The organism is Pseudahrensia aquimaris (assembly GCF_042676045.1).
In the GTDB taxonomy this organism is placed as follows: Bacteria; Pseudomonadota; Alphaproteobacteria; order Rhizobiales; family Rhizobiaceae; genus Pseudahrensia; species Pseudahrensia aquimaris.
In genome coordinates, this window is sequence record NZ_JBHTJV010000025.1 from 133,659 (window position 1) to 157,989 (window position 24,331).

Annotated in this window: 23 protein-coding genes and 1 riboswitch; of the genes, 21 read left to right on the forward strand and 2 right to left on the reverse strand. The window is 58.7% G+C overall.

Annotated elements, in window-relative coordinates:
• Nucleotides 1–4 precede the first annotated feature (4 nt).
• Complete coding sequence (locus tag ACFQ14_RS15080) at nucleotides 5–718, reverse strand: DUF3253 domain-containing protein (protein ID WP_377213578.1); 714 nt, start codon at nucleotides 716–718, stop codon at nucleotides 5–7.
• 79 nt (nucleotides 719–797) lie between these two features.
• Nucleotides 798–2,144, reverse strand: coding sequence for a hypothetical protein (locus tag ACFQ14_RS15085; RefSeq protein ID WP_377213579.1), 1,347 nt, complete (start codon nucleotides 2,142–2,144; stop codon nucleotides 798–800).
• Nucleotides 2,145–2,315: 171 nt separating this feature from the next.
• Here ACFQ14_RS15085 and ACFQ14_RS15090 point away from each other — a divergent pair, with 171 nt between their 5' ends.
• The 21 genes from ACFQ14_RS15090 (at nucleotide 2,316) to cobM (ending at nucleotide 24,308) form a co-directional block, all read left to right on the forward strand.
• The gene (locus ACFQ14_RS15090) at nucleotides 2,316–3,689 is read left to right on the forward strand and encodes an aspartate aminotransferase family protein (RefSeq protein ID WP_377213580.1); all 1,374 of its coding nucleotides are present in this window, start codon (nucleotides 2,316–2,318) and stop codon (nucleotides 3,687–3,689) included.
• Nucleotides 3,690–3,710: 21 nt separating this feature from the next.
• Nucleotides 3,711–4,871 carry an isobutyryl-CoA dehydrogenase gene (locus ACFQ14_RS15095; protein WP_377213581.1) on the forward strand — a complete coding sequence of 387 codons (1,161 nt, stop codon included), beginning with the start codon at nucleotides 3,711–3,713 and terminating at the stop codon, nucleotides 4,869–4,871.
• A gap of 98 nt (nucleotides 4,872–4,969) precedes the next feature.
• Nucleotides 4,970–5,848 (forward strand): 3-hydroxyisobutyrate dehydrogenase, encoded by an 879-nt coding sequence (mmsB, locus tag ACFQ14_RS15100; RefSeq protein ID WP_377213582.1) that lies wholly within the window; start codon nucleotides 4,970–4,972, stop codon nucleotides 5,846–5,848.
• A 328-nt stretch (nucleotides 5,849–6,176) separates the two neighbouring features.
• The gene (locus tag ACFQ14_RS15105; protein WP_377213583.1) at nucleotides 6,177–7,658 is read left to right on the forward strand and encodes a cobyric acid synthase; all 1,482 of its coding nucleotides are present in this window, start codon (nucleotides 6,177–6,179) and stop codon (nucleotides 7,656–7,658) included.
• Between the two features lie 79 nt (nucleotides 7,659–7,737).
• Nucleotides 7,738–7,955: riboswitch (cobalamin riboswitch) on the forward strand.
• Nucleotides 7,956–8,085: 130 nt separating this feature from the next.
• Nucleotides 8,086–8,727: a HupE/UreJ family protein gene (locus ACFQ14_RS15110; protein ID WP_377213584.1), complete on the forward strand. Its 642-nt coding sequence runs from the start codon at nucleotides 8,086–8,088 to the stop codon at nucleotides 8,725–8,727.
• Nucleotides 8,728–9,255 carry a bifunctional adenosylcobinamide kinase/adenosylcobinamide-phosphate guanylyltransferase gene (gene cobU / locus ACFQ14_RS15115; protein WP_377213585.1) on the forward strand — a complete coding sequence of 176 codons (528 nt, stop codon included), beginning with the start codon at nucleotides 8,728–8,730 and terminating at the stop codon, nucleotides 9,253–9,255.
• Between the two features lie 12 nt (nucleotides 9,256–9,267).
• Complete coding sequence (gene cobW / locus ACFQ14_RS15120) at nucleotides 9,268–10,323, forward strand: cobalamin biosynthesis protein CobW (protein WP_377213586.1); 1,056 nt, start codon at nucleotides 9,268–9,270, stop codon at nucleotides 10,321–10,323.
• Between the two features lie 3 nt (nucleotides 10,324–10,326).
• Complete coding sequence (gene cobN / locus ACFQ14_RS15125) at nucleotides 10,327–14,064, forward strand: cobaltochelatase subunit CobN (protein WP_377213587.1); 3,738 nt, start codon at nucleotides 10,327–10,329, stop codon at nucleotides 14,062–14,064.
• A complete protein-coding gene (locus ACFQ14_RS15130; protein ID WP_377213588.1) occupies nucleotides 14,061–14,642 on the forward strand; it encodes a dimethylsulfonioproprionate lyase family protein in 582 nt (193 codons plus the stop codon). The genes cobN and ACFQ14_RS15130 overlap by 4 nt, the downstream gene beginning before the upstream one ends.
• 9 nt (nucleotides 14,643–14,651) lie before the next feature.
• Nucleotides 14,652–15,290: a cob(I)yrinic acid a,c-diamide adenosyltransferase gene (gene cobO, locus ACFQ14_RS15135; protein WP_377213589.1), complete on the forward strand. Its 639-nt coding sequence runs from the start codon at nucleotides 14,652–14,654 to the stop codon at nucleotides 15,288–15,290.
• 81 nt (nucleotides 15,291–15,371) lie between these two features.
• Nucleotides 15,372–15,794 (forward strand): TerB family tellurite resistance protein, encoded by a 423-nt coding sequence (locus tag ACFQ14_RS15140; RefSeq protein WP_377213590.1) that lies wholly within the window; start codon nucleotides 15,372–15,374, stop codon nucleotides 15,792–15,794.
• Nucleotides 15,795–15,857: 63 nt separating this feature from the next.
• Nucleotides 15,858–16,268 carry a tellurite resistance TerB family protein gene (locus tag ACFQ14_RS15145; RefSeq protein WP_377213591.1) on the forward strand — a complete coding sequence of 137 codons (411 nt, stop codon included), beginning with the start codon at nucleotides 15,858–15,860 and terminating at the stop codon, nucleotides 16,266–16,268.
• A gap of 233 nt (nucleotides 16,269–16,501) precedes the next feature.
• Nucleotides 16,502–16,747 (forward strand): DUF6732 family protein, encoded by a 246-nt coding sequence (locus ACFQ14_RS15150; RefSeq protein ID WP_377213592.1) that lies wholly within the window; start codon nucleotides 16,502–16,504, stop codon nucleotides 16,745–16,747.
• A complete protein-coding gene (locus ACFQ14_RS15155; RefSeq protein ID WP_377213593.1) occupies nucleotides 16,744–17,856 on the forward strand; it encodes a sirohydrochlorin chelatase in 1,113 nt (370 codons plus the stop codon). Before ACFQ14_RS15150 ends, ACFQ14_RS15155 begins: the two co-directional genes overlap by 4 nt.
• On the forward strand, nucleotides 17,856–18,755 hold the full coding sequence (locus ACFQ14_RS15160) for a hypothetical protein (RefSeq protein WP_377213594.1): 900 nt from the start codon (nucleotides 17,856–17,858) through the stop codon (nucleotides 18,753–18,755). Before ACFQ14_RS15155 ends, ACFQ14_RS15160 begins: the two co-directional genes overlap by 1 nt.
• Complete coding sequence (locus ACFQ14_RS15165; RefSeq protein WP_377213695.1) at nucleotides 18,755–19,381, forward strand: precorrin-8X methylmutase; 627 nt, start codon at nucleotides 18,755–18,757, stop codon at nucleotides 19,379–19,381. Before ACFQ14_RS15160 ends, ACFQ14_RS15165 begins: the two co-directional genes overlap by 1 nt.
• Complete coding sequence (locus tag ACFQ14_RS15170) at nucleotides 19,378–19,785, forward strand: hypothetical protein (protein ID WP_377213595.1); 408 nt, start codon at nucleotides 19,378–19,380, stop codon at nucleotides 19,783–19,785. Before ACFQ14_RS15165 ends, ACFQ14_RS15170 begins: the two co-directional genes overlap by 4 nt.
• Nucleotides 19,782–20,996 (forward strand): precorrin-6y C5,15-methyltransferase (decarboxylating) subunit CbiE, encoded by a 1,215-nt coding sequence (gene cbiE / locus ACFQ14_RS15175; RefSeq protein ID WP_377213596.1) that lies wholly within the window; start codon nucleotides 19,782–19,784, stop codon nucleotides 20,994–20,996. Before ACFQ14_RS15170 ends, cbiE begins: the two co-directional genes overlap by 4 nt.
• Entirely contained in the window at nucleotides 20,993–21,727 is a 735-nt protein-coding gene (gene cobI / locus ACFQ14_RS15180) for a precorrin-2 C(20)-methyltransferase (RefSeq protein ID WP_377213597.1), read from the forward strand. The genes cbiE and cobI overlap by 4 nt, the downstream gene beginning before the upstream one ends.
• Nucleotides 21,724–23,535: a precorrin-3B C(17)-methyltransferase gene (gene cobJ, locus ACFQ14_RS15185; RefSeq protein WP_377213598.1), complete on the forward strand. Its 1,812-nt coding sequence runs from the start codon at nucleotides 21,724–21,726 to the stop codon at nucleotides 23,533–23,535. The genes cobI and cobJ overlap by 4 nt, the downstream gene beginning before the upstream one ends.
• Entirely contained in the window at nucleotides 23,532–24,308 is a 777-nt protein-coding gene (cobM, locus tag ACFQ14_RS15190) for a precorrin-4 C(11)-methyltransferase (RefSeq protein WP_377213599.1), read from the forward strand. Before cobJ ends, cobM begins: the two co-directional genes overlap by 4 nt.
• Nucleotides 24,309–24,331: the final 23 nt, after the last annotated feature.

The following is a 24,331-nucleotide window of genomic DNA, read 5'->3' on the forward strand; positions in this document are numbered from 1 at the left end:
AGTCTTACTTTGGCAAAGCTATGCGGTAGATGCCTTTGAAATCGTCCGGGTCTACTGGCTTGCCTTTGCGGGTGATTGCCACATTTCCGGCCCTTGCCATTCGCACAGCCTCTGCGCGTATGGGCTTCATCAAAGCGCGCCATTGTTTCTCGTCCTTGCCTGCTATGGCGCGAGCGACTTCAGAGGGGCAAAGCGATTTTTCCGCGCCGCGCTCGTGGGCCATTGTCATGATTGTATCGGCAAGGCCCGAGTCACGCTTGGGTGCGATGCGGTTGCGTGTGGCTTCGTCCATGCGCTCTAGCTTGCTTTGGGCAAAGCGGATGACGCGGATGAAAGCAGGGTGCCATTCCTCTTCGTCCACGAAATCTGCGAAGGGCTGCCAGAAAAAGCTGAATTCCTGTTCGGAATCATCTGGTGCGGTGTGGACCCATTCGTCGGGTGCAGTGCTTACCGGGCAGGCGAAAAAATGCCATGCTTCGCTTTTTTCGATGCCCTTGGATTTGCCTAAGTCCAACGGCTCTCCATCTGCCTTCAGCCCACTTTCTTCGGTCAATTCACGCAAAGCTGCGGTCCTTGGTGCTTCGTCGTCCTCTAACATGACTTGAATGATTTGATTGCCCGCCTCGGGGTGGCGAAAGGCCAAAATGTCGAAGCCTTCGCCGTTGCGGCGCAGCACGACGGGGCAGATTTTCTCAATGCGGGGTTCGGTATCGGTCATTCGGTGGCCTCTGCGGGACGCTATAAAAAAGGCGGGGTTTGCATGCCCCGCCTTCCTTTGCAGATGTTGAGGCGTTTGCCTAGCAGGAGCCGCCCAAACGCTCACGGCCGGTGCGGTTGCCAAGGCGGTCAAACGACCAGCGATATGTGCGGTTGCGGAAGCAGCCTTCAACATACATCGTCACGCCACTAGCGCCCCGTGCCTCCAGTGTTGAAAGCACGTCATAGGCCGTTGCCGATTGGCAGCTGCCGATTTTGTTTTCTCGGGCGAATTCGCCGAAGCGGTTGATGCGAAGCGAAACCTTGGTGGTTGCTTTGCAGGCTTCCACATTCCAAGAGCCGTTGTTGCGGCGTTCGAGCGTTGGCAGGAAATAGCCTGCCTCTGCAAGTTTTGCACGAGCATCGGCCTCGTTCAGTGGCCTCGCGCACGAGCCGACGCGCTCTTCTTTCACATCGCCAAAGCGCCCTATGGTAAGTTCCAGCAAATCGCGGCCTTTGCACGCCTCCACCAGATAAGGCGTGCGGTTGCCACGCAGCACGTTGACGCGTTGGTAGCCGAGTTTTTCTACGGCAGCGGCCAGATTATTCGGATCGATTGGCTGTCCGCATTCACCGATTTTTGTGTTTGACAGCGCCTCCCCAAAACGACTGACAATAATTTCCTGACGCTCGCCCTCTTTACACGCTCGCACCATATAAGGTGCACGACGGGTTTGAACGGCTTCAACGCGGTCATAACCTTGCTGACGCAGAACTGGCGCGATGTTGTTGGGATCTACCGGGCCACGGCAATTGCCGATGCGGCGTTCGCGGTTTATCTTGCCCCGACGGTTGATAACGAGTTCAACCCGAGCAGTGTCCTGGCAGGCTTCCGCAACATAACGGGGCAATTCGTTGTCGATGAACTTAATGCGGTTGTAACCGCGCTCGCGCAGGCTGGCGCGGACTTCCCGTGGGCGCAGTGCGTCGAGGCCGCAACGGCCCTGACGATCCCGGTTGATCAGATCGCCACGCAGGTTGAAGGTCAATTCGAATTGGCGGTTCTCGCGGCAGCCCATGGCAACCACCTGCTCGCCGCGCACGCTGGCAGTTATGTCGGTGTAGCCGGCTTTCTTCATGGCGGCTTCCGCGTCACGAGCGGCAAAACGATTTCCGCAACTGCCGATTTTTCGGTTCGATTTGATTTGGCCCAGAATGTTCATTTTGATCTGGAATTTGTCGCCTCGGCGGCATGCTTCCAGTGTGGTTATGGTGAAACCGCGCTTTGTAATCACAATGTCGCTGTAACCTTGCCCGGAAAGCGCGCGAGCGATCTGTTGATCGCTGTTGCCAATGGTCACGCTTTGCGCATGGCTTGGCTGGACGGCTGCAAGGCCGCCAAAAGCCGTTAGGCCCATTAGAGCGATCGCTGTAAGTCTGGTGCGCATTTCGGTTCCCTCCCAACGCATATGTCTCGTTTGGAAGTGAAACGGTTCCCTTCAGAAATGTCAAAGTGCGGATGTGGCAAAAGGCGGTTGGGAGCGAAAGCGTGTTGTGAGATTTCGCGCTGGTGCTGTAAGGGTGGGGAACATCGTTCTCGAAGTCTTTGGAGCCTCTTCGTGGCCTATCGCAATTTTTCGACCACTCAGTTGCAGGAAATGGACAATGCGCATCACCTGCACCCCTTCACCGACCATGCGGGCCTGCGCGGCGAGGGTGTTCGTGTCGTCACCGGCGCCGAAGGGGCTTACATTTTCGACAGCGAGGGTAAGCGTATCCTCGACGGCATGGCTGGGCTGTGGTGTGTGAATGTGGGTTATGGCCGCGAAGAACTGGCCAAAGCTGCCTACGAGCAGATGAAAGAGCTTGCCTACTACAACACTTTCTTCAAATCGACGACCGCTCCAGCGGCCATGCTGGCCAAGCGAATCGCCGACCTCGCACCGACGAATTTCAATCAGGTGTTCTTCGGTGCTTCGGGTTCAGAGAGCAACGACACTTCAATTCGCACCGTTCGTTATTACTGGCAGCTTCAGGGCAAACCCGAAAAACACATCATCATTTCGCGCGACAACGCCTATCACGGCTCCACCATTGCTGCGACGTCAATGGGTGGCATGGGCGCAATGCACGGGCAGCTTGGCCCGATGCTGCCTGGCTTTCGCCATGTGATGTGCCCTTACGATTTCGAACTGAAGCACAAGGGTGAAAGCTTGGAGGATTTCGGCATTCGCGCCGCGCGGGCTGTGGAAGTGGCGATCTTGCAGGAGGGCGCTGAGAACGTCGCCGCCTTTGTGGGCGAGCCGATCCAGGGCGCGGGTGGCGTCAAAATTCCGCCGCCAACCTATTGGCCCGAAATCCAGCGTATCTGCAAAAAGTACGATATTTTGTTGATGCTGGATGAGGTCATCACCGCATTTGGACGGACCGGCGCATGGTTCGCGGCTGAAAGCATGAGCATTGAGGCGGATATGATCACGGTCGCGAAAGCCATCACCTCTGGCTATCAGCCGCTGTCGGCAGTCTTGGTATCGGACCGTGTTGCCGATGTGATTTCCAAGGGAGGCGAATATTACCACGGCTACACCTATTCGGGGCATCCGGTGACATGTGCAGTGGCGCTGGAAAATATTGACATCATCGAGCGTGAAGGTCTGATCGAGCGGGTTCGTGACGATACCGGGCCGTATCTGCTCGAACGGCTGCAGGAGGTGATCGGCGATCATCCGCTTGTAGGCGAAGTGCGTGGCATGGGCTTGCTCGCGGCTATCGAGATCGTGAAAGATCGCGAAACAGGCGAGCGTTTCCCTAACGAGGGCAGCGCGGCTGTCTGTGTGCGCGACCATTCGATCGAAGCAGGCATGATGATGCGCGCCGTGGGCGATACCATGATTTTGTCACCGCCGCTGATCTGGACACGCGAGACGATTGATGAGGCTGCTGCGATCTGCAAGGTCGCATTGGACAAGGCTGCTGCCGATCTGCTTCGTTAGAGGCTTGAAGGAGGAATGACCATGGACGCACTTGCAACCGAACAACGGGCTTTCGACTTAAATCAGGACCAGCGTTCGATGCGCGATATGGTTTTGGATTTTGCCCGTGAGAAAGTCGCGCCCTACGCGCTTGATTGGGACGAGAAGCGCTATCTGCCGCTTGATGTGATCCGTGAGACAGCGGAATTGGGCATGGGCGGTGTTTATGTGCGTGAAGATGTTGGCGGTTCCGCGCTTTCGCGGCTGGATGCGGCGGTGATTTTTCAGGCTCTGGCGACGGGTTGTCCTGCGCTGTCGTCGTTCATCACGATCCACAACATGGCCGCTTGGATGATCGACACATACGGCACGGAAGAGCAGCGCCAGCGCTTTCTTCCTTCGCTGACCTCCATGGAGAAGATCGCATCCTACTGTTTGACCGAACCCGGTTCTGGTTCCGATGCGGCGGCGATGAAGACGACCGCGCGGTTGGATGGCGATCATTACGTTTTGAACGGAACCAAACAGTTCATCTCGGGCGCAGGGTCGAACGATGTTTATCTCGTTATGGCCCGCACGGGTGGCGAGGGCGCGAAGGGCGTGTCTTGCTTTATCGTCGAGAAAGACGCACTCGGCCTGTCGTTTGGCGCGCAGGAGCGGAAAATGGGTTGGCATATCCAGCCAACCGCTCAGGTTATCTTTGACGATTGCCGCGTGCCGGTCGAAAACCGCATCGGCGAAGAAGGCACAGGCTTCCGCATCGCTATGAGTGGTCTTGATGGCGGGCGGCTTAACATCTCGGCCTGTTCAATCGGCGGCGCAGAGGCGGCGCTCGAAATGGCGCAAAACTACGCAGCGGAACGCAAGGCTTTCGGGCAGGCAATTGGGCAGTTTCAGGCGATCCAGTTCAAAATGGCAGATATGGCTACCGAACTCGAAGCCGCACGGCTGATGCTCTATTCAGCAGCTTCAAAGCTCGATGCAAAAGCGCCGGACACGACGCAGGCTTGCGCGATGGCCAAACGTTTTGCCACCGATGTTGGTTTTAACGTCGCCAACGAAGCGCTGCAAATTCACGGTGGCTACGGCTATCTGGCGGAATATGGCGTCGAGAAAATCGTGCGCGATTTGCGGGTGCACCAGATTTTGGAAGGCACCAACGAGATCATGCGGGTTATCATTGCGCGGAGCATGGCGGCTTAGTTCGCTCACGCTGACGCGCTTCGCCCTTCGCTGCGCGGGCGCGCTGCAGTGGCGGCGGTCGTTTTTCGTTCCGTGGGAGCCAAAGTTTGGGGATTATCATGAGTAATATTGCATTTATCGGGCTTGGAAACATGGGCGCGCCGATGGCGGCCAATCTGGTGAAGGCAGGTCATACTGTAACAGGCTTTGATCTCACCGATGCTGGCAAGGAAGCTGGCCGGGCGGCCGGCTGCGCAATAGCAGGCGACGTGGTGGAAGCCGTTGCAGACAAAGACGTCATCATCACCATGCTTCCAGCAGGCAAGCACGTGCTTTCTGTCTACGAGGAAATTGCAGGCGCTGTGAAAAGCGGCTCATTGATGATCGATTCTTCCACAATCGACGTCGAATCTGCCCGCGTGGCCCACGAAAAGGCGTTGGCCATGGGCGCGATGAGTGTGGATGCGCCGGTTTCGGGCGGCATTATGGGCGCGATCAACGGCACTTTGGCCTTCATGGCGGGCGGCAGCGATGAAGCACTGGATGCAGCGACGCCGATTTTGGAGCCGATGGCTGGAAAAATCGTCCGTTGCGGCGGCGCTGGCGCGGGGCAGGCGGCGAAAGTCTGTAACAATATGATACTGGCCGTCACAATGATTGGCACCTGCGAAGCGTTTGAGCTCGGGCGCCGACTGGGGCTGACCGATCAAGCTTTGTTTGACGTCGTTTCGAACGCTTCGGGCCAAAGTTGGTCCACAACCACTTACTGTCCCGTTCCCGGTCCTGTGCCGACTTCGCCGGCAAATAACGACTACAAGCCCGGTTTTGCGGTCGATTTGATGCTCAAAGACCTGAAATTGTCGCAAGAAGCAGCCGGACAGGTGGAAGCCAGCACGCCGCTCGGTGCGCAGGCGACAGCGCTCTACGAAGCCTTCTCACAGGCAGGCCACGGCGGCATGGATTTTTCCGGCATCATCAAGACGCTTCAGGAAAAATAGAAAACGGACGAGAAAAGCGCGGAGCGGCAATAATTTCCGCCCGGATTTCCATTTGATTAACCACTCATTAGCCGTGTGTTAGGAAACAGGCGCTAGAACTGATCTCAGGGCGACGGATTGATCTTCTCGCCCCGCTTCCCGGATCAGGTTCTGCGTACCGGGCAGGTTTCAACCGGCTGCGTTTCGTCGGTGTGGAGTACCCAGTAGAGTACATTTTCGCGGTGGCGGGTCTTGAAAGACCGGCCGCCGCGAATTTTTTGTAGCCCTTGTTAAAACTGATGCTTGCAGTGGCTATCGTGCGGCTGTGTTTTTCGCTAACGCTCGCACCATGGCAAAAGGCACTTCTCGCGCGATTATGTTGCAAGGCACCGGCTCGGATGTGGGCAAAACGGTGCTTGTCGCGGGCCTGTGCCGCCTCGCGCGGCAAAAGGGGCTGTCCGTGCGGCCTTTCAAACCTCAGAATATGTCCAACAACGCGGCCGTCGCCGATATGCCGCTGGCTGACGGTTCCGGTGGCGAGATCGGACGGGCGCAATATCTGCAGGCAATGGCCTGCGGCGTGCCGTCGAGCGTCGATATGAACCCGGTTCTGCTCAAACCTCAGAGCGAGGTGGGCAGCCAGATCGTCGTTCACGGCAAGGTTTGGGGCGCAGCCAAAGGCCGGGATTACCAGAAACTCAAGCCACAATTGCTGGGCGCTGTTCTGGAGAGTTTCGAGCGGCTGCGGGCTGACGCTGATCTTGTGATCGTTGAGGGTGCGGGGTCTCCGGCTGAAATCAATCTGCGGGCAGGGGATATTGCCAATATGGGCTTTGCAACTGCCGCCGACGTGCCTGTTGTGCTGGTAGGCGATATTGATCGCGGAGGGGTGATTGCCAGCATTGTCGGCACACACACGATTTTGCCCGATGAAGACCGGCGAATGATCCGCGGCTATCTCATCAACAAGTTCCGTGGCGATGTGAGCCTGTTCGATGACGGGCTGACACAGATTGAGCAATTTACAGGTTGGCCCAGTTTCGGTGTCATTCCGTGGTTGGATGAAGCGCGGCTCTTGCCCGCAGAGGATTCTGTCGCGCTGGAACATGCAGTGTCCGGGCAGGGCCGGGAGGGGGCAATGGTTGTCGCTGTGCCGACCCTCTCGCGGATATCGAATTTTGATGATCTCGATCCGCTGAAGATTGAACCGAATGTCGACGTTCGCTTCGTGCGCGCTGGCGATGATTGGCCCCGCGAGGCAAGGCTGGTGGTCCTGCCGGGGTCGAAATCCACGATTGCGGATTTGAATCAATTCAAGGCTTTGGGCTGGGATCGTGAACTTCTGAATCACGTTGAACGGGGTGGGCATGTGCTGGGCATTTGCGGTGGCTACCAGATGCTGGGCCGCACAGTGCGTGATCCTCTCGGGATTGAGGGGAGCGAACGGGAAGCCGCAGGGATTGGCCTTCTGAATGTGGATACCGAATTGAGCAAGGCCAAAACCGTGCGCAACCGACAGGCCGTTGATGCTGCGTCTGGCGAGGCTTTGTCGGGCTATGAAATCCATCTGGGCGAAACTTCAGGCGAGGATTGCGTTCGCCCCATGGTGCGTTTTAACGGTGAGCCGGACGGCGCAATTTCCGCTGACGGGCGGGTGAAAGGGTGCTATCTGCATGGCCTGTTCACGAGCGACCGCTGGCGGCGAGACTATCTTGCATCTCTTGGTGTGAAGAGCGGTGGGCGTGCTTATCTTGATACTGTGGACGAAACGCTCGATTTGGTGGCCCAGAGGCTCGAAAAACTGGTCGATCCCGGCATTTTTGAGTTGTAATTGCAGCTTTCGGCACAAGTAATTGCAGCTTTCGGCACAAGATGTCGCAATTGCGATTGACCGGATTTGCGCCTGCTGATTAGGTGAAGAGGCACAGGGTTTTCGAGACGTCCCCAGAGGGATTCGAAAGCAATAGGGAATGTGGAGGGCCGACCCAATCCGGGGGCTTTAACCGCAGCCGACCCCGCGACTGTAGCGGTGAGGCCTCTTCCAAATGCCACTGGCGTTCGCGCCGGGAAGGTGGAAGATGAGCCGACGATCCGTAGCCAGGAGACCTGCCTTGTGTCCGCCGGAGGAGTTTTCCGGAACGATGAAACGGCCGGGGAAAAGCCGTTTGCGAAATTGAAGATGCAGGCGCTTGGGGTGCCGGTATCATCAACCGCAAGCAGCGCTCCGCCACAGGCAAAACACGGGAGTTGTTTGCGCTATGAATAAATTCACCCTTGGTGGCATCACCGCCGCTTTAACCACATTTTCCACCGCTGCCTTTGCGCACCATCCGATGGGCGGCACGACGCCTGCCACGATGGGCGACGGCCTGCTGTCTGGCATCGGCCACCCGATCATCGGTCTTGATCATTTGGCATTCGTAGTCGCTGTTGGTGTTGCTGCTGCTCTTGCCGGTTCGCGCTTGTTGCTTCCGTTGGCTTTCATTGCAGCAACCGTTCTTGGCACGGTCGTTCATATCATGTCGTTTAACCTTCCAGCTGTTGAGCTGGTGATCGCCGCTTCCGTCGCGCTGATTGGCGTGGTTGTCTTGTCCGGCTACCGCGTTTCGCTGGTGGCTCTTGGTGGGCTGTTTGCTGCGGCTGGTCTGTTCCACGGCTTTGCCTATGGCGAGGCGATTTTTGGCGCAGAAGCCACGCCGCTGCTCTCTTATCTGGCGGGCTTTGGCCTGACACAATATGCGATTGCCGTTGGCGCTGGCACGCTGGTTGTCTCAACGCTCGGCAAGGCTGCTGAATGGTCGGCCAACATGCCGGCTCGTATTGCAGGCGGCGTTGTTGCTGGTGCCGGTGGCCTTTTGCTTTCCGAACATGCCATGGCTGCGCTGGGCTTTGCTGCATAAATGAGCACTTTTCACGCGGGCGTGTCGCTGATCCTCGGCGGCGCCCGCAGCGGAAAGAGCGCATTTGCCGAAAGCCTTGCGGATGCCTCTGGTCGTCGCAAAATTTATCTCGCCACAAGCCAAGCCTTTGATGGCGAGATGGAAAAGCGCATCGACTTGCACAAGCAGCGACGCGGACCGGAATGGCACTTGCTGGAGGAGCCTTTGGCGCTTGGCCAGGCGGTGGCCGACCACGCCGCTGACGACGCCTGTATTCTGGTTGATTGCCTAACGCTCTGGTTGACCAATTTGATGATGGCGGAGCGCGATGTGGCGGCTGCATGCGCCGCACTCGTCGAAGGCTTCGCTGATTTGCCGGAAGGGGCGTCGGTGCTGTTCGTCTCCAACGAGGTCGGGCAGGGCATCGTGCCTATGGAAAAGATGGCTCGGGATTTTCGCGATCACGCCGGACGGCTGCACCAAGACATTGCGAGCGCCTGCGATCACGTCTGGTTCGTGACCGCCGGTCTGCCGCAGAAATTGAAATAGGAAAAGACCCCGATGAACAGTGAGAAAATTCCCGCAACCGTGATCACCGGCTTTCTTGGCGCGGGCAAAACGACCTTGGTGCGCAACCTGCTGGCAACCGCCAACGGCAAGCGCATCGCGCTCATCATCAACGAATTTGGCGATCTTGGCGTCGATGGCGATGTGCTGGCCGGATGCGGTGACGAAACCTGCACGGAAGATGATATCGTGGAACTGACCAACGGCTGCATCTGCTGCACGGTTGCGGATGATTTCGTGCCCACCATGACGAAGCTGCTCAACAGCGACCGCAGGCCGGACCATATTGTCATAGAAACCTCCGGCCTCGCGCTGCCGCAGCCGCTGGTCAACGCTTTCAACTGGCCGGAAATCCGCGAACAAGTGACCGTCGATGGCGTGGTGACGGTGGTGGACAGCGCGGCAGTAGCCGACGGCAAGTTCGCCCATGACCATCATGCTGTTGATGCGCAACGGCAGGCGGATGAAAATCTAGATCACGAAAGCCCGTTGGAGGAACTATTCGAAGATCAAATCACTTGTGCGGATATGATCATTCTCAACAAGTCTGATCTCGTAAACGAGGCGCAGATGGCTGGAGTGGAGCATGATGTGCGCCATTCAACGCAAAAGCGTGTGAAGATGATCCGCGCCGGCAAGGACAATGCACCCGGTGCGGATATTCTGCTGGGTCTGGGCGTTGGCACGGAAGCCGATATTGAAAACCGCAAATCGCACCACGAATTGCACCATGCCGATGGGCACGAACACGATCACGACGATTTCGAAAGTTTCGTGGTTGAGGGCGGTGAGGTCTCTGACATGACCGCGCTGCCGCAAAAGCTGGTAGACATTATTGAGAAGCACGATGTGCTGCGTCTCAAAGGTTTCTGCGCCGTGAAAGACCGCGACATGCGCCTTGTGGTGCAGGCTGTGGGCAATCGGATTGATACCTATTTCGACCGCGATTGGAACGAGGGCGAAGCCCGCGTTTCGCGTCTGGTTGTCATCGGGCTACACGATTTTGACGAGAACGGCGTCAAGGACGAGGTCGCTGCGGCGCTGACATAAACCATGCACCTGCTGCTCGCTCAAAAGGGATCGCTGGTTGATGACAGCGAAGCCGTGGATCTGGGCCAGACGCCCGGCGAAGTGGTGTTCCTGTCGGCAGCGGACACGGAGCTTGCCTGCCTCGCGGCGGCGCGGCCCAACGGGATGGAGTTGCGGCTGGCGAACATGATGAGCCTGTCGCATCCGTTGTCGGTCGATACATGGTGCGAGAAGACTGTGTGCGGTTCCAAGCTGGTTGTCGCGCGGGTGCTGGGTGGCGAGAGCTATTTCGCCTATGGCTTGGAGAAGCTGCAAGAGACCTGCCTGAATGCTGGGGTGACGTTCATCGCACTGCCCGGAGACGACAAGCCCGATGCCTCGCTGGACAGGTTCAATTCGGTCGCTGATGAGCATCGTTTGGCTCTGTGGGGCTATCTCGTTCAGGGCGGGGCGGAGAATGCTGGGCATTTTCTCGCCTATTGCCGTGGGTTGATTGATGGAGATGTTTCGCACGTTCTATCTGCTCAGCCTTTGTTAAAGGCCGGGCTGTGGTGGCCGGAGGTGGCCACCCCCTCAATGGATGATCTGCTTAGAGCATGGCGCGAAGGTGCGCCTGTCGTTGCCATCACCTTCTATCGGGCGCTTTTGCAGGGCGGTAACACGCAGCCTGTTGCCGCGTTGGTGGAGGCATTGGCGGCAAGGGGCGTGAACGCTTTGCCGGTGTTTGTCTCCTCACTCAAGGATGATGTCTCGCAGGCGACGGTGCGGGCTCTGTTCGATGATGCCCAGCCCTCCGTGGTGATCAATCTGACGGGTTTTGCCGTGTCATCGCCCGATGGGAACCGTGTGCCAACGGTGCTGGAAGAGGGCGGGGCGGTCGTGCTGCAAGCGGTGCTGGCGGGTGGTGCGCGGGAGGCATGGGAAGCCTCAGACCAAGGACTCTCATCCCGCGATCTGGCCATGAACGTGGCCTTGCCGGAAGTTGATGGTCGCGTTCTGGCGCGGGCTATTGCGTTCAAAAATGCCGATGATTTTGACGAGGCGGTGCAGGCCAACATCGTGCGACACGCTGCGATGGAAGACCGCGTGGCTTTTGTGGCTGATCTTGCCGCCAACTGGGTGCGCCTGCGCACCGCCAAGCCTGCGGAGCGCAATGTTGCAATCGTGCTGGCGAATTATCCCAACCGCGATGGCCGCTTGGGCAACGGCGTTGGGCTGGACACGCCAGCGGGAACCATGAACGTGCTGCGGGCAATGGCGGGCGAGGGCTATCGCGTTGCCGATATTCCCGTCGATGGGGACGCTTTGATCGAGCACCTTCAGGCAGGCCCGACCAATGCGGCAAGCGATGGGCGCGTCATCCGCGAGGTGATAAGTGCGAGTCGCTACAAGGAGTTGTTCGAGCAGCTTCCCAAAGAGATTCAGGATGAGGTGACGAGCCGCTGGGGCGGCGTAGAGAACGATCCGTTCTATCTGCCGGACCGTGATGCTCTGGCGCTTTCGCTGGCGCGGTTTGGCGGTGTGATGGTCGGCATTCAACCGGCGCGGGGCTACAACATTGACCCGACCGAGACCTACCATTCTCCCGATCTTGTGCCGCCGCACGGCTATTTCGCGTTCTATTTCTTTTTGCGTGAGGAGTTCGGTGCGCACGCCATCGTGCATATGGGCAAGCACGGGAATATGGAATGGCTGCCGGGCAAGGCGCTTTCTCTGTCTCGCGCCTGCTATCCGGAAGCGGTGTTCGGGCCGTTGCCCCACGTCTATCCGTTCATCGTCAACGATCCGGGCGAGGGAACGCAGGCCAAGCGGCGGGCTTCCGCCGTCATCATCGATCATCTTACCCCACCGCTGACGCGGGCGGAGACTTATGGGCCGCTGAAGGAATTGGAGGCGCTGGTCGATGAATACTACGAGGCGTCGGGCGTTGATCCGCGCCGTCTGGCCTATCTGAAGAAGCAAATCGTCGACCTGATGCGCGATACGGGGCTGCAGCAGGATGCAGGAATCGCAGACAGCGACGATGAGGGCGCGGCGCTGGAGAAACTGGACGCCTATTTGTGCGAATTGAAGGAAATGCAGATCCGCGATGGCCTGCATATTTTCGGAGAAGCCCCGCAGGGGCGTTTGCTGACGGATTTGACCGTGGCGCTGGCCCGTGTGCCGCGCGGGCAGGGCGAGGGCGCGGATGCGAGCCTGCAACGGGCTTTGGCGGCTGATCTGGGATTGGACGGTTTCGACCCGCTCGATTGCGATATGGGCAAGGCCTGGGAGGGGGCGCGGCCTGAGGCTCTGGCGTCGGTCGATGATGGTCTATGGCGCTCCAACGGCGACACGGTGGAGCGGCTGGAACTTCTGGCGACCGCACTGGTGAGTGGTGAACTGGCGTGCAACGCCCCTTGGGAACGCACGCAGACGGTGCTTGAAGGCATTGAAGGGCGCATCAAACCTGCGGTGACGCTTTCTGGCGAGAAAGAGATTTCCGGTCTGCTGACTGCGCTTGATGGGCGGTTTGTGGAACCCGGTTCGTCTGGCGCGCCGACGCGGGGGCGGCTGGATGTTTTGCCAACCGGGCGCAACTTTTTCTCCGTAGACAGCCGCGCCGTGCCGACGCCTGCCGCTTGGTATCTGGGGCAAAAATCGGCGGAACTGCTGATCAAGCGGCATCGGCAGGATCATGGCGCTTGGCCCACATCTTTTGGCCTGTCCGCTTGGGGCACGTCCAACATGCGCACTGGCGGCGATGACATCGCGCAGGCGATGGCGCTGATCGGCGTGAAGCCGGTGTGGGACCACGGCTCTCGGCGCGTGACGGGCTATGAGGTTATCACGCCTGCGCAATTGGGGCGTCCACGCGTGGACGTGACGTTGCGCATATCCGGCTTTTTCCGTGACGCGTTTCCAGCGCAGATTGAATTGTTCGACAAGGCCGTTCGCGCGGTCGCGGCTCTGGACGAAGACGCCAAGCAGAACCCGATTGCAGCGCGGGTCGCTAAAGAGCGGGCCGAATTGATCGGGCAGGGCGTGGCCGAGGCCGAAGCCGATTTGCGGGCAGGCTTCAGAATTTTCGGCTCTAAACCGGGGGCCTATGGCGCAGGTTTGCAGGCGCTGATCGACGAGAAGGGCTGGAATGAGACGGCTGATCTTGCCCGCGCTTATCTCGCGTGGGGCAGCTACGCCTATGGCGCGAAGGCGGCTGGTGCTGCGGATGAAGAACGGTTTGTGACGCGGCTTTCAACGCTGGAAGCCGTGGTTCACAATCAAGACAACCGCGAGCACGATTTGCTCGACAGCGATGATTATTACCAGTTTGAGGGCGGCATGACGGCGGCTGTGGAGCATGTGCAGGGCGCAAAACCTGCGGTCTATCACAACGACCATTCACGGCCGGAACGGCCCGTCATCCGCACGCTGGAAGAGGAAATTGGCCGTGTGGTGCGCGGGCGCGTCGTCAATCCGAAATGGATCGCGGGCGTCATGCGCCACGGCTACAAGGGCGCGTTCGAGATGGCGGCGACCGTCGATTACATGTTTGCGTTTTCTGCGACCACGGGGGCGGTGAGAGACCATCATTTCGACGCGGTTTATCAGGCGTTTCTTGTTGATGACGAAGTGCGAGAGTTTCTCGCTGACAAAAACCCCCACGCGCTGAAGGAAATGGCCGACCGGCTGCTGGAAGCGCAGGATCGGGGCTTGTGGACAGCACGGTCGAACTCGGCAAAGTTCGATCTGGAGCAATTAGCAGGCAGGGAAAGCGCATGAGCATCAAAGGGCTGTTTGGCGACTTACGCGATTATCTTTCCATGAAGCCTGACGATGCTGTGCGCGATTTTGTGGGTGATTTCGACTGGAATCTGATTCCGCGCAATCTCGCACCCAACACACTTCCGGTCGCGGGCCAACTGGAGGGCGCAGCGGAACATTCATCGGGTTGGGAGAAGCGTATCGTGGAAGCGCTGGCTACGAACCGGCAGAGCCTACATTGGGGGCAGAATTTCGCCGCCACCGACTTTGGGCAGGCATTTGCCGACAATTATGGTTTCATCGAAATGCTGGGCACTCGCGGTGCTTATCAAAGCGGCGACATGGCGGGTGGCTTTTTGGTGCTTGGCCCGATGCAGCATTTTCCCAGTCACCGACAGGTTGCCGAAGAGCTTTGCATTCCGCTGACAGCCGGTTCCTATTGGATGCGTGATGGTGGAGCCTTTGAGGAACGCAAAGTGGGTGAGGTGATTGTTCACGACAGCAACGAGCCCCACGCCATCGAGACACCCGACGCGCCGCTGGTGGCGATTTATCTTTGGCGCGATGGCGACCTCGCGCAGAAACCGGAGACTTGAGGAACAAACATGGCCAAGAAATCGGAAGCCCTCGCCAATATGAGCGAGGAAGAACTGAACGCCCGCCACGCGGATAAGATGAAGAAGAAGAAAGCCGCGCGCGACAAGATCATCGCCACGAAGACCCGTGAGAAAGGGCTGGTGATGGTTCACACCGGCAAGGGCAAGGGCAAGTCCACTGCCGCCTTCGGCATGGTGTTTCGTGCATTGGGCAACGGCATGAAGGTTGGCGTCGTGCAGTTCGTCAAAGGCAAATGGCAAACGGGCGAGCGAGTCATCCTTGAGAAGCTGGGCGATCAGGTGACCATGACTGCGATGGGCGATGGTTTCACTTGGGAAACCCAGGACCGTCAACGCGACATTGATGCTGCCCGTGCCGCTTGGGAGCGGGCCAAGGAAATGATCATGGACGACGAGCACGACATGGTTCTGTGCGACGAGTTGAACATCGTTCTGCGTTATGACTATCTGCCGGTGGACGAAATCATCGAGACACTGCGCAACAAGCCGGAGATGAAGCACGTCATCATCACGGGCCGCAATGCCAAGGACGAGTTGATGGATTTCGCCGATCTTGTGACGGAAATGACAATGATCAAGCATCCGTTTCGCGATGGTGTGAAAGCGCAGGTCGGTGTGGAGTTTTAGTGGGCGTCAAAACACCGCTTGTCCTGGCGTCCAACATGACGGAAAACTACTACAAATGAGACTGAGTACAGGGTTCAGGCAATGGGCATACTTGAAAGTGTGAAAGACATGCTGGGGACGAAATCCTCGGTACAGATGGTGGCTGATGATCCACAAAAGGCGTCAGAACTTTTGCTGGTTATGCGGATGATGTTTGCCGATGGCGCAATGTCGGCTGAAGAAATCGCGATGTTCAAAATGCTGTGCAGCACCGTCTTCAAAATCCCTGAAGCTGATGTGCCTGAGGTCATCGCATTCCTCAAAGACTATGGTTACGAGACATCAGGCGAGCAATTAGCAGCGATGTTCGAAGACATGGACGGTGGACGCAAACGCGATTTGTTGGTCAATCTGATCTCGATGGCGCGGGCTGATAGCCGTATGCATGAGGCTGAAGTGGACATGATCGCGCGCGTTGCCAAGGTCTTAGGCTACGATCCTGACGAAGTGCGCGGCTGGCTGTAGACCCATCCTACCTTGGCATTTGATGCCTGTGGGGCGTAAACTTACGCAACACAGGCGGGAATCATGTTCGATCGTATTATCGAATGGCTGGAGAAGGGCGAGGGAGGGGACTTCCCGAGCCGCGATGTGCGCACCGCGGTTGCAGCGATCTACTATCATATGATGGCCGTTGATGGGGCAGTAACCCTGCGCGAAATTGAGACGTTTACGAATATCCTGGGCGAGCAGTTTGATCTAGATGACGATCAAATCCACGATCTGATGCATCGCGGTGCAGAGACTGATGCATCATCACCGAGCCTGTTCCCGTTTGCCTCAATCATCAATTCCGCTTTCGACATCGATAAGCGGATGGCAGTTATGGATCATCTGGTTTCGCTGGCAGATTCCGATGGAATACGTCACCCGCTGGAGACTGAACTGCTCGAACACTTGGCTAAATTGTTCAAATTGAGCGAATACGAAGCGGCCTAGTTGGTCAACCGTCGCAAAAGATCACCACAACGGCGCGAATCCAATTGCCTGTACGGTGCGCTTTGCGTAGACCTTCTGGAGAATAACCGATGGTGCCCCTGTAAGGGCTGAAAGCGATTTCGGTGCGGCTGACCCAGACCGGGAGCCAAACCCGAAACCGTCGAACGCGTTAAGCCTGCTCGAAAAGGGCAGGCATGTGGCGGCCTCATCTTTGAACTGTTTGGATAGGCGCCATGACGAAACCTCTTCTCCAATCTCTGGTGTTTGCTTTGCTGGCCTTCGCGCCAGCCTCGCAGGCCCATGCCCACTGGGGACATGTGGGCGAGTTGGCGGGCCATGGCCACGCGATTGCCATCGGTGTGGCGGCTGCTGCAGCTGCGCTGGCGGCGGCTTTGGCGCGGGCAAAGGCGCAGGAGCGAAAAGCTCGCAAGAACGAAGAAGACGCCGAAGAGCTGGAAGCTGAGGGAGAAGCGGCATGAGTGTAACGGAAAAAATCGGCATCATGATTTGCGGTCACGGAAGCCGAAATCAAAATGCCATGAAGGAATTTGCCAAAGTTTCTGAAGGGCTCAAAGGCCGATTTGGCGATGCGCCAGTTGAATACGGCTATCTGGAATTTGCCAATCCGGTGATCAGCCACGGTCTCGACAGCCTGCGCGAGCAGGGCTGCACGAAGGTGCTGGCCGTGCCGGGCATGTTGTTTGCCGCCGGTCACGCGAAGAACGACATTCCTTCGGTGCTGAACACCTATCAGGCGCAAAATCCGGGCATGGAAATTCTTTATGGCCGCGAATTGGGTGTGGATCTTAAGATGATCCGCGCCGCTGCCTCCCGCATCCAGGAGGCGCTGGACGCGGCTGAAGGCGATGCCGACAAGCATGAAACACTTCTCATGGTGGTGGGGCGCGGGTCGTCGGACCCGGATGCAAACTCCAACATCAACAAGATTATGCGTATGCTGTGGGAAGGCTTCGGCTTTGGTTGGGGCGAGGTCTGCTATTCGGGGGTTACGTTCCCGCTGGTGGAGCCGGGCCTCGAACACGCCGCCAAGCTGGGCTACAAGCGCATTGTTGTTTTCCCGTATTTCCTGTTCACCGGCGTGCTGATCAAGCGGATTTATTCGTTCACGGATCAGGTGGCTGAGCGTTATCCCGATATTGAATTCTTGAAGGCTGGATATCTGAACGACCACGACTTGGTGCTGTCGACGTTCGTGGACCGCGTGAACGAAATCGAGGCCGGGCAGAACGTCATGAACTGCCAGATGTGCAAATACCGCGAGCAGGTTCTGGGGTTCGAAGATCAGGTTGGCCTCGCGCAGGAAAGCCATCACCACCACGTGGAAGGCATTGGCGGCGGCCTAGAAAATTGCCCCTGCAAAGGCGATTGTGATGCATCGTGCCGCGATGAGGAATTTTGCAAGAAGCACGGTCTGAAATGGACCCCGCTTCATTCCCACGACCACAGCCATGATCACGGGCACGAGCATGACCACGATCATTCCCACGATCATGACCACGGGCACCACCATCATCCATACCCCCATGCGGACCATCCGCATGGGCCGAACTCGATGAAAAAGGGCTGATGGGGCATCTCTTCGACCATCATGTGATCGTCGATTGGTCTGCCAACAATTCGCCGAAGCGCGGGGCGGATTCGATCTGGATTTATCGCTGCCGCGTCGGCCAAGCCCCGGATTGCTTGAATATGCCCACACGGGCGCAGGCTGTGGCTTGGATCGTTGATGGAATCGGCGAGGCGATGTCAGATGGCAAGCGGTTGCTCATCGGTTTCGATTTCGGCTTCGGTTACCCTGCCGGTGCGGCTGCTGTGATGAGCGATGGCGTGGCATGGCGGGACGTCTGGCGCGAGATCGCGGCACGCGTGGAAGACCAAGAGGACAACCGCTCCAACCGTTTCGACGTGGGCTCGCATTTCAACGCCGTGTTTGAGGCCGCTCATGGCGAGCGTCCCTTCTGGGGCCACCCAGCTGCGCATGCGGGGCGTTACGCCCATCTGGAAACCAAAAGGCCGCTTTACAACGCAGTCTCGGAAAAGCGGCTGGTCGAGGAATGCTTCGCCAGCGCGCAACCCATGTGGAAACTGGCTTACACGGGGTCGGTCGGGAGCCAGTCCCTGCTGGGCATCGCACGGCTGGAAAATCTGCGGCAGAGCATGTCCGAGGCGATCGCTGTCTGGCCGTTCGAGACGGCGTTCGACGCCGATTTCAGCAAGCCGGTGACGCTCTGCGAGGTCTATCCTTCCATGATCCCCGTTCGCCCGCTTGCTGCCGAAATCAAGGATGCAGCGCAGGTGCGCACGCTGGCTGAGGCCTTCGCCCGGATTGATCGCAGCGGCCACCTTCGAACGCTGCTCTCCGCACCGAAGGATTTGAGCGAAGCACACCGCGAGCAAGTGCTGCGCGAAGAGGGCTGGATCGTTGGCGCGCGCCACGATTTGAGCGCCCTTGCGGAGGCGGCATGATGGCCTTCGATTACGTCTGCGACCCGGCAGAAATCTACCGCCAGTCTTTTGCGACCGTAGAGCGCGAAGCCGCGCTGGATCGTCTGCCGGAAGCCATGCAGCCTGTTGCAACGCGGCTCATCCATTCCTGCGGCATGATCGACGTCATCGACGATCTGGCCTTCAGCGCAGGCGCCGCCGAAGTGGGGCGGAATGCGCTGGCACTGGGCGCCACCGTATATTGCGACGTGGAGATGGTGCGCTCCGGCATCATTTCGCGCCTCATGCCTGCGGATAATCTGCTGGTCTGCACGTTGAACGATCCTGGCACTCCGGCCCATGCAAAAGCCATTGGTAACACACGCTCCGCAGCGGCGGTCGATCTTTGGGAACCTCTCGATGGTTCGGTCTGCGTGATCGGCAATGCACCGACTGCCCTTTTCCGCCTGATGGAGCGCATCCTGGAGGGGGCGGGCTTGCCCGCTCTGGTGATCGGCATTCCTGTCGGCTTTGTGGGTGCGGTTGAGTCAAAACAAGCGCTTGCGGAATTCAGCGAAGACTTGAATTTCATCACCGTCCATGGCCGACGGGGCGGTTCCGCGATGGCCAGCAGCGTGGTCAACGCCTTGGCCGGAGGCTTGGGATGATCGCACATCCGCTTTTCCATTATCTCGGCGGTCTTGTCTTCGGCATCGCGCTCAGCGCCGTTATGCTGTTGCCGCAACCGGATATTTTTGTCCTTGGCAACACAATCAATCTCACGGTGATGACGTCTCTTTGGCTCGGCGCTTTGCTGGTGCAGCCGGTAGAGCGAAATGTTCTGTTGCAGGAAGTGTCGGTTGGGCTGTTGAGTTTAGTTGTGATCGCTCTGGTGTTTCAGCTTCATGTCTATCTCTTGATCGTCGGCTTTGTGGTGCAGGCGCAGTGGTCGAAGATGCATGATGGCGGCAAATGGGGCGTGGCTGTGCGCCATTGGTATCCGCTGTTTTCCTCGGCAACCTGTTTGGGCATGGCTGTGGTGGTTTTCATCCGAATGGTGGTAGCCTTATGAGCGAACCCTGGCTCGACATTATCGGTATTGGCGAAGACGGTGTTGATGGCCTTTCCCGCGAAGCTAGTGCGCGGCTGGAGGCGGCGGAAGTCATCATTGGCGGAGATCGTCACCACAGTCTTGCGCCAAACGTGACAGGCGAGCGCATCAGCTGGCCATCGCCGTTCGATGCAATGATCGACGTGATCCGATCGTACAAGAGCAAGCGGCTTGTCATTCTGGTAACGGGTGATCCGCTTTGGTATTCGGTCGGCGCCCGCATCATCCGGGCTATTCCGGCTCAAGAAGTGCGCTTCCACCCGCAGCTTTCAGCCTTTCAATGGGCGGCGGCACGGATGGGGTGGAGCCTTGCTGATTGCGATACGCTCACAATTCATGGCCGGGCGGACAGCCAGATTTTGCCGCATCTCGCGCCGAATATGCGCCTGCTGGTGCTAACGCAAAACAGCGAAAGCCCCGGCGCTGTGGCAATGCTGCTGACCGAGCGGGGGTTTGGCCGAAGCAAAATGACCGTCCTCGCCGCGCTCGGTGGGGAGCGGGAGGACCGCTTCGATGGGTTGGCCGAAGACTGGGCGCATGACGTGCCGGATTTTCACACGCTGGCAGTGGAGTGTGTCGCGGAGGTCAACGCCCGCTGGTATCCGCGCACGGGCGGTCTGCCGGACGATGCTTTTGTCTCTGACGGGCAGATGACAAAGCAGGACGTGCGTGCGGTGACGCTGGCAAAACTCGCGCCTTATCCAGATGCGGTGCTTTGGGATGTGGGTGCCGGTTGCGGATCGGTGTCCGTTGAGTGGATGCGGGCCGCCCGTGGGGCGCTGGCGGTTGCGGTTGAACACAAGCCCAAGCGGCTGGAGATGATCGGTGAGAATTGCAGCCTGCTCGGTGCTGAAAAAATGCGGATTGTCGACGGCAAGGCTCCTGCGGCTCTCAAGGGCCTGCCGCAGCCGGATGCTGTCTTTATCGGTGGCGGGCTGACGGAAGAGGGGGTGTTTGAGACCTGCTGGCAGGCTTTGCGCGAAGGCGGGCGACTGGTGGCCAACACGGTCACGCTTGAGAGCGAGGCGCGGCTGATTGCGCTTCACGAACAACACGGCGGCGAACTGGTTCGTCTCGCGGTTCAAAAGGCGGAGCGCGTCGGCCCCTATCGCGGGTGGCGTGCGGCCATGCCTGTGACGCAGTGGCTGGTGGTGAAAGAAGGCGGGAAATGAAGGGCACGCTTTACGGCATAGGCGTCGGGCCGGGTGATCCCGAATTGCTGACGATGAAGGCACACCGCATTTTGACGGGAGCGAAGGTCGTGGCTTATCCCGCGCCCGACAGCGGCGAGAGCTTTGCCCACTCCATCGTGGCGCAGTTTCTCAACGCCGATCAGATCGAAATCCCTATCATCGTTCCCATGCGGGTCGAACGGTTCCCGGCAAAAAGCGTTTACGATCAAGCCGCTTCGGAGATCGCTTCGCATCTGGATTCGGGCGCGGATGTGGTTGTGTTGTGCGAGGGCGATCCGTTCTTTTACGGCTCTTTCATGTATCTGTTCGAACGGCTGGCGGGTGATTATCCGTGTGAGGTCGTGCCGGGCATTTCCTCGCTGATGGCGTCCAGCGCCGTGCTGGGCCGACCGCTGGCTGCACGCAACGATGTGCTGACCATCGTGCCTGCGCCCAGCGACGACGAGACGATTGAAACCGCGCTTACGCAGGCGGATGCCTTGGCTTTCATCAAGGTCGGGCGGCATTTAGAGCGTGTGGCGGGCCTCATCAACCGCGCCGGATTGACGGGGCAGGCAGCCTATCTGGAGCGGGTGACGCTGGACAATCAAAAGATCATGCCGCTTTCCGCCGTTGACGAGGGTGCTGCTCCTTATTTCTCGATCATTCTGGTCTACAAAGGCGCGGAAGACTGGATTGCGGCTCTGCCGATTGACGGGTTAGCGCAGTGAGCGGGCCAGCGATCATCATCCTGACGGCGGGCGCGGAGAAGACCGCTGCAGCGCTTAAACAGGCAAGTGGTGGCACTGTGCATGCGCTTTCCTCACGGGCTTCCGGCGATATTGAGTTCACGGAAACTGCTGTGCATATGCGCAGTCTTTTTCACGCTGGCGAAACAATTATTGCGGTGATGGCAGCTGGGGCAGTTATTCGCATTCTTGCGCCCGTGCTGAAATCGAAGCACGAAGATCCGGTCGTGGTCTGTGTTTCCGAAGATGGGGGCAGCGTTGTGCCTCTGCTTGGTGGGCATCATGGAGCGAACCAGATTGCACGGCATTTGGCCGAACAGCTGGGTGGCCACGCCGCCATTACCACCGCTGGCGATATCCGTTTCGGCATCGCGCTGGATGAGCCGCCGCCAGGCTGGCGCGTCGGCAATTTGTCGCTCGCAAAGGAAATGATGGCAGCGGCGTTGTCTGGCGAGGCGATTTCGCTCGATGAGGTGGATGGGCGGCTCTATTGGCTGCGAGAAAGCGATCTTCCTGTTGGTGCGAACGCGAAACGGGTTGTGCGCTCGACCGTGCGCCGGGGCGATGGCGCGCTGCTCATGCATCCCCGTTTGCTGGTTCTCGGCATCGGGTGCGAGCGTGGTGCGGCGGAAGACCATGTGATCGAATTGGCCGAGCGGGCCTTGGCGAGCGAAAACCTTGCCCCTCAATCGTTGGCCGCCGTGGTGTCACTGGACTTAAAGGCCGACGAGGCTGCAGTTCACGCAGTGGCGAGGCATTTTGGTTTGCCTGCGCTGTTTTTCACCGCCGAAAGGCTGGAGCGGGAGACGCCGCGTCTTGCCAATCCGTCGAAGATCGTATTTGCCGAGGTCGGGTGTCACGGGGTTGCCGAAGCGGCGGCTCTGGCACTTGCCGGCGACAAGGGAGTGTTGATCGTGGAAAAGATGAAAACGGACAAGGCGACTGCCGCCGTGGCGCAAGCACCGGAACCTATTTTGGAAAATGGCGAGGCGCGGGTGCGGGGGCATTTATCCGTCGTTGGCATCGGCCCCGGCGGCGACGAATGGCGCTCGCCGGAGGTGACGCGGCTTGTTTTGGCGGCGTCCGATCTGGTGGGCTATTCGCTCTATCTCGATCTGCTGGGTCCGCTCTGCGAAGGGCGCGAACGGCATGACTTCGATCTGGGCCGCGAGGAAGACCGCGTGCGCCATGCGATGGAACTGGCCGGGCAGGGCAAGGATGTGGCGCTTGTATGCTCTGGCGATGCGGGCATCTATGCGATGGCAACGCTGGTTTTTGAACTGCTTAACGGTGGCGGCTTGAGCGATGCGGCGAGCCGTATTTCGATTTATGTCTCGCCCGGAATTTCCGCCCTGCAAGGGGCGGCCGCCCGCGCCGGTGCGCCTCTCGGCCACGACTTTTGCACGATCTCGCTGTCGGATCTGCTGACCCCTTGGGAGGCGATCCAGATGCGGGTGAAGGCGGCAGCCGAAGGTGATTTCGTAATCGCGTTCTACAATCCGGTGTCCAAACGCCGCCGCACCCAATTGGCCTATGCCCGCGATGTTTTGCTCAAGCATCGGCCCGCCGATACGCCCGTTATTCTGGCGACCAATCTTGGGCGTGACGGCGAAGCGGTGCGGGTTGTGCCGCTGGCCGAATTGCAGGTGGATGATGTGGATATGTTGACGGTGGTGATCGTTGGCTCGTCCGAAACGCGCACAGTGAAAACTGGCGACGGACGCGAATGGGTTTACACGCCGCGCGGCTATTCCGCCAAAGATGGCACACAATTGGGGAGCACGGCATGACCGTCTATTTCATCGGAGCGGGGCCGGGTGCGCCCGATCTCATCACGGTTCGTGGCCTGAAATTGATCGAGGCTTGCCCCGTATGTCTTTATGCCGGTTCGCTCGTGCCGGAGGAAATCGTGCAGGCTGCGCCCGACGATGCGTTGGTGATGGACACTGCGCCGATGGATCTGGACGCCATAATCGCGGAAATCGAGAAAGCGCACGGGGATGGCAAGGACGTGGCTCGGGTCCATTCCGGTGATCCGTCGATCTATGGTGCGACGGCGGAGCAGATGCGGCGGCTCGATGCGCGGGGCATCGACTATGAAATCGTGCCCGGCGTTCCCGCTTTTGCAGCGGCTGCGGCGAAGCTGAAAACCGAACTAACCTTGCCGGAAATCGCGCAGACGGTGATCGTCACACGCACGGGCATGAAGGCCTCTTCAATGCCAAAAGGTGAGGAATTGGAGACGCTTGGCAAGTCCGGCGCGACCTTGGCGATTCACCTTAGCATTCGAAACCTTGTTTACATTCGCGCTGCCTTGGCCCCTTACTACGGTGACGATTGTCCTGTTGTGATTGCTTATCGTGCGACTTGGCCTGATGAGCTGTACATACGGACAACGCTGGCCGAAATGAAGGACGCTGTGCGCGAAGCGAAAATCACGCGCACTGCGCTTGTTTTGGTTGGGCCGGTATTTGGTGATGTGGAGTTTCGCGACAGCGACCTCTACAATCCCGAATACAGCCACGTGCTGCGCAACCGCGGCAAAAAGAAAGTAACGGCGTAACGAGTTTCGGGGGCGAAGCGGGA